The 13,062-nt window shown below is 69.9% G+C and carries 12 protein-coding genes; 3 read left to right on the plus strand and 9 right to left on the minus strand.

Features of this window, described 5'->3' with window-relative positions; all coding sequences use genetic code 11:
* Positions 1 to 65 precede the first annotated feature (65 nt).
* Positions 66 to 1,496 carry a pyruvate kinase gene (pyk, locus tag AC5P09_RS27315; protein WP_493876420.1) on the plus strand — a complete coding sequence of 477 codons (1,431 nt, stop codon included), beginning with the start codon at positions 66 to 68 and terminating at the stop codon, positions 1,494 to 1,496.
* Between the two features lie 111 nt (positions 1,497 to 1,607).
* Here the strand turns inward: pyk and AC5P09_RS27320 are convergent, their stop codons facing one another.
* The 4 genes from AC5P09_RS27320 to AC5P09_RS27335 all read right to left on the minus strand — a co-directional run bounded on the left by AC5P09_RS27320 (position 1,608) and on the right by AC5P09_RS27335 (position 6,002).
* Entirely contained in the window at positions 1,608 to 2,951 is a 1,344-nt protein-coding gene (locus tag AC5P09_RS27320; RefSeq protein WP_493876421.1) for a hypothetical protein, read from the minus strand.
* Positions 2,941 to 3,537 carry a DUF6114 domain-containing protein gene (locus tag AC5P09_RS27325; RefSeq protein ID WP_493876422.1) on the minus strand — a complete coding sequence of 199 codons (597 nt, stop codon included), beginning with the start codon at positions 3,535 to 3,537 and terminating at the stop codon, positions 2,941 to 2,943. Before AC5P09_RS27325 ends, AC5P09_RS27320 begins: the two co-directional genes overlap by 11 nt.
* Before the next feature lie 184 nt (positions 3,538 to 3,721).
* Positions 3,722 to 4,366: a DUF6230 family protein gene (locus tag AC5P09_RS27330; RefSeq protein WP_493876423.1), complete on the minus strand. Its 645-nt coding sequence runs from the start codon at positions 4,364 to 4,366 to the stop codon at positions 3,722 to 3,724.
* Between the two features lie 649 nt (positions 4,367 to 5,015).
* The gene (locus AC5P09_RS27335; protein WP_493876424.1) at positions 5,016 to 6,002 is read right to left on the minus strand and encodes a tetratricopeptide repeat protein; all 987 of its coding nucleotides are present in this window, start codon (positions 6,000 to 6,002) and stop codon (positions 5,016 to 5,018) included.
* Positions 6,003 to 6,238: 236 nt separating this feature from the next.
* On the opposite strand from AC5P09_RS27335, the gene AC5P09_RS27340 reads away from it, so the two are divergent.
* The gene (locus AC5P09_RS27340; protein WP_493876425.1) at positions 6,239 to 6,895 is read left to right on the plus strand and encodes a TetR/AcrR family transcriptional regulator; all 657 of its coding nucleotides are present in this window, start codon (positions 6,239 to 6,241) and stop codon (positions 6,893 to 6,895) included.
* Here the strand turns inward: AC5P09_RS27340 and icmA are convergent.
* The 4 genes from icmA to AC5P09_RS27360 all read right to left on the minus strand — a co-directional run bounded on the left by icmA (position 6,892) and on the right by AC5P09_RS27360 (position 10,972).
* A complete protein-coding gene (icmA, locus tag AC5P09_RS27345; protein ID WP_493876426.1) occupies positions 6,892 to 8,592 on the minus strand; it encodes a coenzyme B12-dependent isobutyryl-CoA mutase large subunit in 1,701 nt (566 codons plus the stop codon). The genes AC5P09_RS27340 and icmA overlap by 4 nt on opposite strands.
* A gap of 92 nt (positions 8,593 to 8,684) precedes the next feature.
* Positions 8,685 to 9,023 carry a DUF3817 domain-containing protein gene (locus AC5P09_RS27350; protein WP_493876427.1) on the minus strand — a complete coding sequence of 113 codons (339 nt, stop codon included), beginning with the start codon at positions 9,021 to 9,023 and terminating at the stop codon, positions 8,685 to 8,687.
* Positions 9,024 to 9,085: 62 nt separating this feature from the next.
* Entirely contained in the window at positions 9,086 to 9,595 is a 510-nt protein-coding gene (locus AC5P09_RS27355) for a MarR family winged helix-turn-helix transcriptional regulator (RefSeq protein WP_266433691.1), read from the minus strand.
* Between the two features lie 21 nt (positions 9,596 to 9,616).
* Positions 9,617 to 10,972: an MFS transporter gene (locus AC5P09_RS27360; RefSeq protein ID WP_493876428.1), complete on the minus strand. Its 1,356-nt coding sequence runs from the start codon at positions 10,970 to 10,972 to the stop codon at positions 9,617 to 9,619.
* An 85-nt stretch (positions 10,973 to 11,057) separates the two neighbouring features.
* On the opposite strand from AC5P09_RS27360, the gene AC5P09_RS27365 reads away from it, so the two are divergent.
* Positions 11,058 to 12,038 carry an ArsR/SmtB family transcription factor gene (locus AC5P09_RS27365; protein WP_493876429.1) on the plus strand — a complete coding sequence of 327 codons (981 nt, stop codon included), beginning with the start codon at positions 11,058 to 11,060 and terminating at the stop codon, positions 12,036 to 12,038.
* Positions 12,039 to 12,052: 14 nt separating this feature from the next.
* On the opposite strand, the gene AC5P09_RS27370 is transcribed toward AC5P09_RS27365, so the two are convergent.
* A complete protein-coding gene (locus AC5P09_RS27370) occupies positions 12,053 to 12,961 on the minus strand; it encodes an SMP-30/gluconolactonase/LRE family protein (RefSeq protein WP_493876430.1) in 909 nt (302 codons plus the stop codon).
* Positions 12,962 to 13,062 lie beyond the last annotated feature (101 nt).

Below are 13,062 nucleotides of genomic sequence, written 5' to 3' on the forward strand. Positions count from 1 at the left end.
CCGCCCATTTGTATCTTCCGCCAGACGGAATATTCCGTAGCGAAACAAACCGATAGGATCGCCCCATGCGCCGTTCGAAAATCGTTTGTACTCTCGGCCCCGCGGTCGACTCCCACGAGCAGCTCGTTGCGCTGATCGAAGCCGGCATGAACGTGGCCCGCTTCAACTTCAGCCACGGCACGCACGCCGAGCACCAGGGGCGCTACGACCGCGTCCGCGCCGCCTCCAAGGAGACCGGCCGCGCCATCGGCGTCCTCGCCGACCTGCAGGGCCCCAAGATCCGCCTGGAGACCTTCGCCGAGGGTCCGGTCGAGCTGGAGCGCGGTGACGAGTTCGTCATCACCACCGAGGACGTGCCCGGTGACAAGCAGATCTGCGGTACGACCTACAAGGGCCTGCCCGGTGACGTGACCAAGGGCGACCCGATCCTGATCAACGACGGCAACGTCGAGCTCAAGGTCACCGAGGTCGTCGGCCACCAGGTGCGGACGATCGTCATCGAGGGCGGCGTCGTCTCCGACCACAAGGGCATCAACCTGCCCGGCGCGGCCGTGAACGTGCCGGCACTGTCCGAGAAGGACATCGAGGACCTGCGCTTCGCGCTGCGCATGGGCTGCGACATGGTCGCGCTGTCCTTCGTGCGGGACGCGAAGGACGTCGCGGACGTCCACAAGGTGATGGACGAGGAGGGCCGCCGGGTCCCCGTCATCGCCAAGGTGGAGAAGCCGCAGGCGGTGCAGAACATGGAGGACGTCGTCGCGGCGTTCGACGCCGTGATGGTGGCCCGTGGCGACCTGGCCGTCGAGTACCCGCTCGAGAAGGTCCCCATGGTGCAGAAGCGCCTGATCGAGCTGTGCCGGCGCAACGCCAAGCCGGTGATCGTGGCGACCCAGATGATGGAGTCGATGATCACCAACTCCCGTCCGACCCGCGCCGAGGCCTCCGACGTGGCCAACGCGATCCTGGACGGCGCGGACGCGGTCATGCTGTCGGCGGAGTCGAGCGTGGGCGCGTACCCGGTCGAGACCGTGAAGACGATGTCGAAGATCGTCACGGCGGCGGAGCAGGAGCTGATGTCGAAGGGCCTGCAGCCGCTGGTCCCCGGCAAGAAGCCGCGTACCCAGGGTGGTTCGGTCGCCCGTGCCGCCTGCGAGATCGCCGACTTCCTCGGCGGCCGGGGCCTGGTGGCCTTCACCCAGTCCGGCGACACCGCCCGCCGCCTCTCGCGCTACCGCGCGGTCCAGCCGATCATCGCGTTCACCACGGACGAGGGCACCCGCAACCAGCTCACGCTCAGCTGGGGCGTCGAGTCCCACGTCGTGCCGTTCGTGAACAGCACCGACGAGATGGTCGACCTGGTCGACCAGGAGATCACCAAGACCAACCGCTTCAACCCGGGCGAGATCGTCATCATCACCGCGGGCTCGCCCCCCGGCGTCTCCGGCACCACCAACATGCTGCGGGTGCACCACCTGGGCGAGGCCGCCCGCGACTGATCCTCCAGGCCCGCCAAGGGCTTTGTACGGCGCTGAGGGCGCCCCCTGTGGCCAGGGGGCGCCCTCAGCTGTGTGCGGCTCCCGAACGGGCTTGTGGCGGCCGTGGCGGCCTCAGTCGGTGACGTACTGCTGCATCCCGGGGACTTTCAGCGTTCCGCCGAACTGGGCGGCCTGGGTGATCTTCACGTTGGTGAAGTAGATCAGTGGGATGTTCAGCGGCGGCGGGTGCTCCGGGTCGAACGTGATCGGGATCAGGCCGAAGAGGTTGCCGGAGATACTCTCGGTGTACATCACCGTGTCGCCGTCGGTGATCGTGGAGGTCGAGCCCTTCTCCGCCTGCACGTGGTAGGTCTTGCCGTACTCCTTGACCAGCTGGTGCAGGTCGCCGATGTCGGTGCCGTCGGAGACGACGTACTTCAGGACCTTCTTGATCTTGCCGCTGGCCGTCTTCACCTCGACGACGCCCTGGTAGTCCGCGCCCTTCAGCGTCAGCGAACTGGCCTCCAGGTACCAGGGGTTGTCCGCCACCAGCACCTTGTTGTCGACGTCGCCCTCGGCCTCGGTGGCGACCGGGCAGTCCTCGGCGGCCGTGGTGGGGCTCGCGGAGGGGCTGGGCGTGGCCGTGGCGTCAGCGGCGTCCTCGGCCGCCTTCTCCACCGCCTTCGTGGTGTCCTCGGCCGCCTTCGACGCCGTGTCGGTCGTGTCCTTCACGGTGTCGTCGACCGTGCCGGCGACCTTCTCGGTCGTCTCCTTGACAGCGTCGGAGGTGTCCTCGTCCTTGCCGTCCGTGCTCTCCGACGCGGAGGCGGATGCGGAGGGCGTCGCCGACGGCGTCGGGCTCGCGCTCTCCGATGCCTTGTCACCACCGGTGAAGATGCCGGTGATCGCATCTCCTATGTCCTCCAGCAGGTTGCCCCCGCTGTCGGACGGCGAGGGGCTCGCCGTGGCGGTGTCACCGGAGGAGGAGTTGCCCTCCTTGCTCGGCGAGGCCGAGGCGGACGGGGTGGGGTCGGCCTTGTCGTCGGAACCTGAATCCGGCGAAGAGGCGTCACCCGAGCCCGAGTCCGAGTCCGAGTCCGAGGACGCGGAGGCAGAGGGGGACGGCTCGGCCGACTCGCCCTTGTCCTCGTCCGTCGACTCCTCGTCGCTCGACGACGCGGACGGCGACGGCGTGGGCGACGCGGACGCGCCGTCCTCGTCGAGGGCCGCGAGGCAGTCCTTGTACTCGTCGGCCGTCAGGCTCTTCGAGCTCGGCTGCTCGTCGGCGAGGGCGAGCGTGGGCGTGAACCCGATGCCCATGAGGACCGCCGTCGGCATCGCCGCCATGGCTATCGCCTTGCCGGCCGGCATGTGGAACCTGGTGAACAGCGGCTTCTTGGGCGCCGCGTGACGGGGCCCCGTTCTGACCCCGGTCGACACCTCGGGGCCCGCGCCATGGCTCTCGTCAGCCGACACGGTACCCCCCGTTCGCATCGGCGGCGCCGGCAGCTTCGGGCGTCCGGTCCGCCGGACCGTCGGTCGCGGGGTTCTGCGCGTGGTAAGGCGCACCCGGCTCACCCACGGCACCGTCGGGAGCGGTCTGAACGGCACCCTCGCTGGAGGGGCCCTGCTCCGCCTCGTGCGGTCCGGCGCCCTCCGCCTCCGGCTTGCCCGGCGCCCACGAGACGGCGAGCGCGCCGCCGAGCATCGCGAGCAGGAAGCCGATGACGAAGCCGCCGATGTTGGAGACCACCAGCGACACCAGGGCGAGGACGATCGCCGCGACGCCCGCGAAGACGCGCGTCGCATGCTGGAACCACATGGTGAGACCAAGCGTGACCAGCAGTACGCCGATGATGAGGGAGCCGGCACCCGCGGTGGTCGCCATGGCGACCGACATGGTGCCCAACTTGAGGGTGGCGTACGGGAAGTAGGCGATCGGCACCCCGCCGAGCAGGGTGAAAAGGCCTGCCCAGAACGGCCGGGTGCCCCGCCAGTCACGGAATCGCAGACGCAACCGGGTGAACGTCCCGGCGCTCTGGACCGGAGTCTCGGCACTCATGGAAAACAGCTCCCTGGGTCCGGATGAAGTACGTACCGGCTCGGCCGTTGGCGTGGAGAAGCCGGAAAGTCTGAGTTTGGTGTCCGCCGTCGGGCGACGGACTGGCATGCGGGGCGGAGAAGCATGTGCTTCCCCGCCCCCTCGGCAGCTCAGCTGTCCGAGAGCGCCCCTACGGCCTCAGCCGTCAGAAGCACTCCATCTTGGGGTCGGTACCGAGACGCATCGACAGGCCGCTCAGCTTGAACGTGCCGGCCGAGGTCGCCCACGCCGTCTGCTCGACGTCCGTCAGGTCGGCCGACTCCGCCTGCTGGGCGAAGCCGCCCGGCAGCGTGGTCTTCGTGTCCTTCACGGCAGGACCACGGGTCTTGTCCTGAACGGCAACACCGATGTCGATGTCGTGGAACGTCGCATCGGCGTCGAGCTGCGACATGTCGATGTAGAGGTTGTGAGCCGTGACCGGCTTCTTCGGGTCCCTGCCCGCGTCAAGACGAAGGTAGATCGTCTTGCCTATGAGAGGGATCTCCGTCTTGACCGACTGACACATCTTGGTGAGCGTCGCGTCGTCGAACGACGAGATGGCGACGGGAACCTGCGTCTTCTTGTCACCTGCGGTCGAGGTGTAGACGGTGTCGATGCCGCCGTACTGGGCGAAACCCTCACCGTGCAGGTCCGCGACCGACACCTTGAACTGCTGGCCCGACACACTGAACGACGCGGCCAGCGCACCCTGCGCCAGCCCGACACCCACAGCCGCGGCCGCGGCGACGCTGGGCACCATGACCACAGCGAACCGCTTCCATCTGGTCCCGCCACGCACTAGGGACTCCATATTTCCTCCTTCTCGGACGTACATCTCCTGGCCCTGACTGCCCCTGTCGAAGCGACGGCTCAGCCGGGCAGGGATGGGAGAAGTGCTACGTCCTCGGGAAGGGGAGCGCCCGCGCTCGAGGCGCGAACCGCACCCGAATCACCGGCGATCACCCCCGAGCGACAACCACTGGTCGCGCCTGACACGCATCACGCACAACCTTGCTGGACAGGCTTCGCCGAAACGGCGAAGACCCCCCTGCCCAAGGGCCGACTCCACTGCCGTCGGCCCTACTCGGTGGGGACCCTGGGTTCCCGTCGCCCCAACCGGCTGCCGGGGTACGGAATTGGACCGAGCGTCGCCGATCGTGGTCCATTCTCGCCGTCGACACAAGGGGGTTCGTTACTCGCTAGTAACGGCCGGATAACCGAACAACGACCCGCTGGTCTCGGTCGACAACGCTGGGTGTCAGATGACCACCAGACAAAGCCATTGATCGTTGGACAGATTCCGACAGACCAACGCCCGCGACTTACTCCAAGTAACAGCGGCCGCGATTACCAAGATTTGGTAAAGCGCGGCCGCACTGGCCCCAGATCGGCCAATCTTTCACTCGGGCATCACATGCCGTGATGTTTAGGGACTGGTCAGAACCGGGCTCCCGCCCCGGTCAGAACAGGGCGCGCGCAAGGGCCCTGCGCGCCGCCGCCACCCGCGGGTCGTCGCCACCGACCACGTCGAACAGCTCCAGCAGCCGAAGACGTACGGCATCCCGGTCGTCACCCACAGTGCGCTGCACGGTCTGGATGAGCCGCCCGAACGCGTCCTCGACATGCCCGCCCACCAGATCCAGGTCGGCGGCGGCGATCTGCGCCTCGATGTCGGCCGGCTTGTCGGCGGCCTCCTTGCGCACCTGCTGCGGGTCGAGGCCCTGCACGCGATGGAGCAACTCGGCCTGGGCCAGGCCCAGTTTGGCCTCGCTGTTGCCCGGGTCGTCGCTCAGTACGTTCTTGTACGCCTGCACCGCACCGCCGAAGTCCCCGGCGTCCAGGGCGCGTACGGCGGCATCGAGGAGCGCGTCGTACGGCCCCGCGGGCATCTCGGGAGCGGCCTGGGCGTCCCCGCCCGCGCCCGGCTCGGCGTCGGGGGCGACGGTCAGACCGGTGAGCCCGAAGCGCTGCTCGGCGACCTGCACCAGCTGGTCCAGGGTCTCCCGGATCTGCGTCTCGGGGGCGGCACCCTGGAAGAGCGGCAGGGCCTGCCCGGCGACCACCGCGAAGACCGCCGGGATCCCCTGGATCCCGAACTGCTGCATCAGCATCTGATTGGCGTCGACGTCGATCTTGGCGAGGACGAAGCGCCCGTTGTACTCGACGGCAAGCCGCTCCAGGACGGGGCTCAGCTGCTTGCAGGGCTCGCACCACTCGGCCCAGAAGTCGATGACGACGGGCACTTCGGCGGACCGCTGCAGGACATCCTGCTCGAACCCTGCTTCGTCGACATCGGTGACGAGATCGGCCGGCGAGACACCACCGGCGCCGCCGCCCTGCCGGGCGGCCTCGGCCCGCGCCTGCTCCGCCTTCGCCTTGGCCTCTTGGGCCGCCTTCACCGCGGCGAGGTCGACGACTCCGCTCATGGACATGTTCCGTGGCTGCATGCGTACATCCTCCCCCGTTCCCGCGCCCATGTGAAAAGCGTTGTGAAAGCCGGTCGTACTCTCGGGTGTCCGACGCCGGGTCCCCACCCCACGCCGCGCGTGTGTGCGCCGCGCGCGTACGTCCGTCACGCGCTTTCGCTACGAGTCGTAGCGTAATGGCACGCGGCGCCTTCGGAACAGCGCGGTCCGGTGATCTCCCTCACGGCGACACGGGAACGGCCGGTTATGGTCGGGGAATGCAGAGCCGCACTCCCGCCAGCCGTGCCGGGCGTCCGCGCAGCGCCGCCGCGGACACCGCGATCCTGGCCGCGACGCGGGAGGCCCTGGTCGAGCTCGGCTGGTCGAAGCTCACTCTGGGGGACGTGGCCACCAGGGCCGGGGTCGCGAAGACCACCCTCTACCGCCGCTGGGCCGGCAAGAACGAACTCGTCGTCGACGCGGTGGCGGAACTCTTCGACGAGCTCCGCCTCCCCGACTGCGGCACCCTCGCCGCCGACATCGAGGGCGTCGTCCTCCAGTACGCGGCGATCCTGGCCCGGCCGGAGGCCAAGAGCGGCCTGATGTCGGTCGTGGCGGAGTCGACCCGGGACGAGGCGCTGCGGGAACGCATCCGGGCCTCGATCGTGGAGCGCCAGAAGCGGCTGGTCCTGGAGGGGCGGGCCCGCGCGCAGCAGCGCGGCGAGCTCCCCCCGGAATCGGATCCGGAGGAAGCCGCCCGCACGGTGGATCTGATCTTCGACGTGGTCGCGGGCGCGGTGGTCCACCGGACGCTGGTGAGCGCGGAACCGGCGGACGAGGAGTGGGTGCGCAGCTTCGCCCGGATCCTGCTGTTCGGCCTCGCCGGAGCGGGCGAGGACCATGACGCGGCTCCGACCCCGGAAGACGGGCCCTAGAACCCCGCCGGCTCCGTGTACACCCCCCACTCGTCCCGCAGCACCCCGCAGATCTCCCCGAGCGTCGCCTCGGCCCGCGCGGCGTCCAGCATCGGCCCGATCATGTTGGAACCGTCCCGCGCGGCGGCAAGCATCGCGTCCAGGGCAGCCCGCACACCCGCCTCGTCCCGGGCGGCCTTCCGCGCCCCCAGCACCCGCACCTGCTCCCGCTCCACCTCGTGACTGACCCGCAGGATCTCCAGGTCGCCGGTCACGGATCCGTGGTGGACGTTCACCCCCACGACCCGCTTGTCGCCCTTCTCCAGGGCGCGCTGGTACTGGAAGGCCGACTCGGCGATCTCGCCGGTGAACCAGCCGTCCTCGATGCCGCGCAGGATGCCGGAGGTGATCGGGCCGATCGGGTGCTGTCCGTCCGGGTGCGCCCGCAGGCCCCGTTCCTTGATCTGTTCGAAGATCTTCTCGGCGTCCGCCTCCATCCGGTCCGTCAGCTGCTCGACGTACCACGAACCGCCCAGCGGGTCGGCCACGTTGGCGACGCCGGTCTCCTCCATGAGCACCTGCTGCGTGCGCAGCGCGATCTCCGCGGCCTGCTCCGAAGGCAGCGCGAGGGTCTCGTCCAGCGCGTTGGTATGCAGCGAGTTGGTGCCGCCGAGAACCGCCGCCAGCGCCTCCACGGCCGTACGCACCACGTTGTTGTACGGCTGCTGGGCGGTCAGCGACACGCCGGCGGTCTGCGTGTGGAAGCGCAGCCACTGCGCCTTCTCGGAGCGGGCCCCGTACACGTCCCGCATCCACCGGGCCCAAATCCTGCGCGCGGCACGGAACTTGGCGATCTCCTCGAAGAAGTCGAGGTGCGCGTCGAAGAAGAAGGACAGGCCGGGGGCGAAGACATCGACGTCGAGCCCGCGCGACAGCCCCAACTCCACATACCCGAAGCCGTCCGCCAGCGTGTACGCCAGTTCCTGCGCGGCCGTCGACCCGGCCTCGCGGATGTGGTAGCCGGAGACGGACAGCGGCTTGTAGTCGGGGATGCCGGCCGCGCAGTACTCCATCAGGTCGCCGATGAGGCGCAGGTGCGGCTCGGGCTGGAAGAGCCACTCCTTCTGGGCGATGTACTCCTTGAAGATGTCCGTCTGGAGGGTGCCGTTGAGGACGCCGGGGTCGATGCCCTGGCGTTCGGCGGCGACGAGGTACATGCAGAAGACGGGCACGGCGGGCCCGGAGATCGTCATGGAGGTGGTGACATCGCCCAGCGGGATGTCCTTGAACAGGACCTCCATGTCGGCGGCCGAGTCGATGGCGACGCCGCAGTGCCCGACCTCGCCGAGCGAGCGCGGGTCGTCGGAGTCGCGGCCCATGAGGGTCGGCATGTCGAAGGCCACGGACAGTCCGCCGCCGCCGTTGGCGAGGATCATCTTGTAGCGCTCGTTGGTCTGTTCGGCGTTCCCGAACCCGGCGAACTGCCGGATGGTCCAGGTGCGTCCCCGGTAGCCGGTCGCGTACAGGCCGCGGGTGAAGGGGTATTCCCCCGGCCAGCCGATCCGCTCGAAGCCCTCGTAGCTGTCCCCTGGCCTCGGCCCGTACACCGGCTCCACAGGGTCACCGGAGAGCGTGGTGAAGTCCGCCTCACGCGTGCGTGAAGCGTCGTACCGGGCCTGCCAGCGTCGGCGGCCCTCTTCGATCGCGTCAGCGTCCATGCTTCGAATTTACTAGGATGTCCTAGTAAATGTCGATGGCTGACCGCCGTACGGAACCCGTACGGCGGTGCGCCGAGCGGTGCGCCGAGCGGTTACGCCTTGGCGATCGCCGGAGAGTCCTCGGCGGTCTTCCCCTCCAGTTCGCGGCTGATCTTCCGCTCCACGAAGAAGGCGGCCGTGGGGATCGTCCCGGCCAGCAGCACCCACAGCTGCTTGGCGACCGGCCACTTCGCCTTCGAGCCCAGGTCGAACGCGAAGACCAGGTAGACGACGTACAGCCAGCCGTGCGCGATGCCCACGACGCGGGTGAAGTCGTCCGCCCCGTCCATCTTGAGCAGGTACTTGGCGATCACGCCCAGGGTCAGCAGGACCAGCAGCACACCGGTGACGTAGGCCATGACGCGGTAGCGGGTCAGCACGGACTTTTTCATGCGTACGAGCGTAACCATCCGCTTCGGGAGATCTTGCCCGGGGTCGGCCCTCGTCTGCCGGGTCAGTCCTCGTCGAAGTCGTGCGCCGCCACCCGCAGCGGCCTCAGCATCGCGAAGATCTCCGCGCACTCCTCGGCGTCGTACACGCCGAGCCCGAAGTCCATCGCCATCAGGTCGCGGGTGGCCGCCTCGACCACCTCGCGCCCCTTGTCGGTGATGACGGCGAGCGTGCCGCGCCCGTCGTTGGGGTTGGGCTTCTTGTCCACCAGGCCCGACTTGACCAGCCGGTCCACGGTGTTCGTCACGGAGGTGGGGTGCACCATGAGCCGCTCGCCGATCTTGGACATGGTCAGCTCGCCGGCCTTGGAGAAGGTGAGCAGCACGAGCGCCTCGTACCGCGCGAACGTCAGCCCGTACGGCTTGACCACCGCGTCGACCTCGGCGAGCAGGATCTGGTGGGCGCGCATGATCGAGGTGATCGCGGCCATGGACGGCACGTTTCCCCAGCGCCGCTTCCAGAGTTCGTCGGCGCGGGAGATGGGATCGAACGGGAGACTGAGGGGCTTCGGCACGGCAAAGACCTTACCGGCCGGTCACATCGTGGTCAGCCCCGTCTCGCCCCTCGGTCCGAGCCTTTCCGTCCGAGCCCCTCCGTCCGCCCTTCCGTCCGAGCCCCTCCGTCCGAGCCCCTCCGTCCGAGCCCCTCCGTCCGAGCCCCTCCGTCCGAGCCCCTCCGTCCGGCGGGCTTCCAAGGCCAGCACCACACAGCACACCGTCCCCAGCACTCCCGCTCCCGTGACCGTCGCGGCCACTCCGGCGAACTCCGCCGCCACGCCCGCGAGCGCCATGCCCACTCCCTGGATCGTCATCAGACCGGCGGTCATCAGGGTCATGGCCCGCCCGCGCAGTTCCTCCGGCACCTCCCGCACGAACCACTGGTCCAGGCCCAGCGTGTACGCCGTCCCCGCCCCCGAGATCACCAGGAGCAGCAGCGAGACGGCGAGGCCGGGGCCGATCGCGTAGCCGAGGTACGGCAGCAGCGTGCAGCAGAGCAACGGGAGGGCGATCCGCTCCCGGGTGGCGGGGCGCAGCCGGGAGCCCGCGTACAGCTCGCCGGCGATCGTGCCGACGGGCAGCGCGCACATCAGCAGGCCGAGGCCGACCGAGCCGACGCCCAGGTCGTCGGCGTACGGGGCGGCCAGTGCCTCCGGGGCGACGGAGAACATCGGAGGCAGCCAGAACATCAGGAGCAGCACGCGCACCCGCCGGTCGGCGAGCACCTGCCGGGCGCCCTTGAGGGAGTCCTTGACCAGTGCGCTGCCGTTCCCGGCGCGGGCCGGGCGGCGCCGCGTGCCGAAGCGCAGCAGCGCGGCCGAGGCGCAGAAGGTGCCCACGGTGATCAGCAGGGCATGGCGCGGGGAGACGACGGTGAGCAGCAGGCCGCCGAGCCCGAACCCGACCAGCAGCGCGCTCTGCGAGACGATCCGCAGCAGCGAGCGGCCGAGCACGAACAGGTCGCCGTCGCCCAGGATCTCGGCGAGCGTGGCCATCCGCGTCCCCTGGAACACCGGCGAGACGACGGCCACGCAGCAGCGCAGGGCGAGCAGTACGGCGATGGGGGCGCCCGGCGTCACCATCAGCGCGACGCCCCCGGCGCACACCAGGTCGCACACCACCAGCACCCGCCGGGCCGGGAACCGGTCGGCGATCCCCGCGAGCAGCGTCCCGCCGACCAGATACGGCAGGAACCCGAGCGCGAACGTCAGCGCGCTCATCAGGGGCGAGCCGGTGAGGTCGTAGACGAGGACGGACAGCGCGACCTCGCTGACGATCAGACCGAGCAGGGAGAGCGCGTGGGCGGCGAAGACCGCGCGGAACTCGCGGACGGTGAAGAGGCGGGCGTAGCCGGTGGGCGGTGCCGCAGGAGTGTCCAACAGCTGTTCTGGCATGGGCAGCAGCGTGCTCGCCCGGCGGGGCGGGCCCTAGAGTTTCGGTTCCGGCCGAATGTTCGCGCTGGTTCGTCAGGAGGTGGCCGTGCCGTCGCGACTGCGCTTCGGGGAGGACGACTTCCTCCGCTGCCGGTTCGCCGTGTCGCCGCTGTGGGAGACGCAGGAGGTGGTGCGCACGCTCAAGCGGCCCGAGCGGCACGGCTATCACGCGCACTGGCTGCGCCGGATCCGTACGGCGGCCGCCGGGCTGGACCTCGCTCCGCTGTGGCTGCTGATGCCCCGGCGCGGTCACTCGCCGGACTGGCTGTGCCCGCCGCCGACCGGACCGGCCGCCTCGTTCGAGGAGGAGATCGCCGCGGTGCGTGCCGCCGATCCGGAGGCGGCCCGGGAGGACACCGCTCGTTCGCTGGCGGACACCCCTGGTGCGCTCGACTCGCCCCGGGGACGAACCTGGCTGCGCGATCCCGTGCGCATGGTCCGGGAGTTGTCCGACGCGCTGGAGGAGGTCTGGCACACCCTCGTCGAGCCGGACTGGCCGCGGCTGCGCGCCCTGCTGGAGGCGGACGTGGCGTTCCACTCGCGCCGGCTGGCGGAGGTGGGCCTGGGCGGGCTGCTGCCCGAGATCAACCGGCGCTGCGGCTGGAACGCGGGCACGCTGACCGTCGAGTGGCGGGGCGAGCACGAGCGCGACCTGGGCGGACAGGGCCTGGTGCTGATGCCGAGCGTCTTCAGCTGGCCGGACCTCGTCAGCAGCTTCGACCCGCCCTGGCAGCCGACCCTGGTCTATCCGGCCCGGGGCATCGGCGGCCTGTGGGCCGAGCCCGCCGACCGCACCCGCGACACGCTCGTACGGCTCCTCGGCCGCGGCCGGTCCGCCGTCCTCACCGCGCTCGACGAACCGGCCACCACGACCGCGCTCGCCCACCGGCTGGGCCTCGCGCCGTCGTCGGTGTCGGCGCACCTGACGGTCCTGCGCGACGCGGGACTGCTGACCGCGCGGCGCTACGGCCATCAGGTGCTGTACGAGCGGACGCCGCTGGGGATCGCGCTGGCGGCGGGCGGCTGATCCACCGGCCGGGCCTACACGCGCGGCGCTCCCGTCACCGACATCACCAGCGAGTACAGGGAGGTGGTGGCCGTGATGAACAGGCGGTTGTTCTTCGGGCCGCCGAAGGCCACGTTGGAGACGGGCTCGGGCACGCGCAGCCGGCCGATGAGGGTGCCGTCGGGGTCGTAGCAGTGGACGCCGTCGTCCAGGGCGGCGGCCCACAGGCGGCCCTCGTCGTCGAAGCGGATGTTGTCGAAGTGGACGTCGCCGCGGCCCTCGGCGAAGACCTTCCCGTCCGCGAGCGTGCCGTCCTCGCGGATGTCGAAGACGCGGATCCGGGCGGCCCGCGAGTCGGAGACGTACAGCCGCCGCTCGTCGGGCGACAGGATGACGCCGTTGGGTCCCTCGAACCCGTCGGCGGCCAGGTGGACCTCGCCGGTCGCCGGGTCGATCCGGTACACGTGGCACGCGCCGATCTCGGACTCGGCGCGATGGCCCTCGTAGTCGCTGGTGATGCCGAAGTCCGGGTCGGAGAACCAGATCGTGCCGTCGGAGCGTACGACGGAGTCGTTCGGGCTGTTGAGCCGCTTGCCGGCGTAGCGGTCGGCGAGGACGGTCACCGTCCCGTCGGGCTCGGTGCGGGTGACCCGGCGGTTGCCCTGCTCGCAGGTGACCAGGCGGCCCTGCCGGTCGAGGGTGTTGCCGTTGCTGTACCCGGCCGGGGTGCGGAAGACGCCGACCGTGCCGGTGGCCTCGTCCCAGCGCAGGATGCGGTCGTTCGGGATGTCGCTCCAGATCAGCTGGCGCCAGGCGGGGAGGTACAGCGGGCCCTCGGCCCAGCGGCAGCCGTCGTGCAGGACCTCCAGCCTGCTGTCGCCGTTCGCACAGCGTCCGGTGCGGAAGCGGTCGTCCAGGATCTCGTACGGGCCGTCGGCGGGCATGGCGTCCTCTCGGAGGGATGACCAGGATCTGGATCTGGATCTGGATCTGGATCTGGATCTGGATCTGGATCTGGATCTGGATCTGGATCTGGATCTGGATC

Source organism: Streptomyces sp. a15, assembly GCF_059026085.1.

Coding starts and splice junctions, on each gene's coding strand:
- pyk (WP_493876420.1), top strand. CDS start 66: ATGCGCCGTTCGAAAATCGTTTGTACTCTCGGCCCCGCGGTCGACTCC.
- AC5P09_RS27325 (WP_493876422.1), bottom strand. CDS start 3,537: ATGAGTGCCGAGACTCCGGTCCAGAGCGCCGGGACGTTCACCCGGTTG.
- AC5P09_RS27330 (WP_493876423.1), bottom strand. CDS start 4,366: ATGGAGTCCCTAGTGCGTGGCGGGACCAGATGGAAGCGGTTCGCTGTG.
- AC5P09_RS27335 (WP_493876424.1), bottom strand. CDS start 6,002: ATGCAGCCACGGAACATGTCCATGAGCGGAGTCGTCGACCTCGCCGCG.
- AC5P09_RS27340 (WP_493876425.1), top strand. CDS start 6,239: ATGCAGAGCCGCACTCCCGCCAGCCGTGCCGGGCGTCCGCGCAGCGCC.
- icmA (WP_493876426.1), bottom strand. CDS start 8,592: ATGGACGCTGACGCGATCGAAGAGGGCCGCCGACGCTGGCAGGCCCGG.
- AC5P09_RS27350 (WP_493876427.1), bottom strand. CDS start 9,023: ATGAAAAAGTCCGTGCTGACCCGCTACCGCGTCATGGCCTACGTCACC.
- AC5P09_RS27360 (WP_493876428.1), bottom strand. CDS start 10,972: ATGCCAGAACAGCTGTTGGACACTCCTGCGGCACCGCCCACCGGCTAC.
- AC5P09_RS27370 (WP_493876430.1), bottom strand. CDS start 12,961: ATGCCCGCCGACGGCCCGTACGAGATCCTGGACGACCGCTTCCGCACC.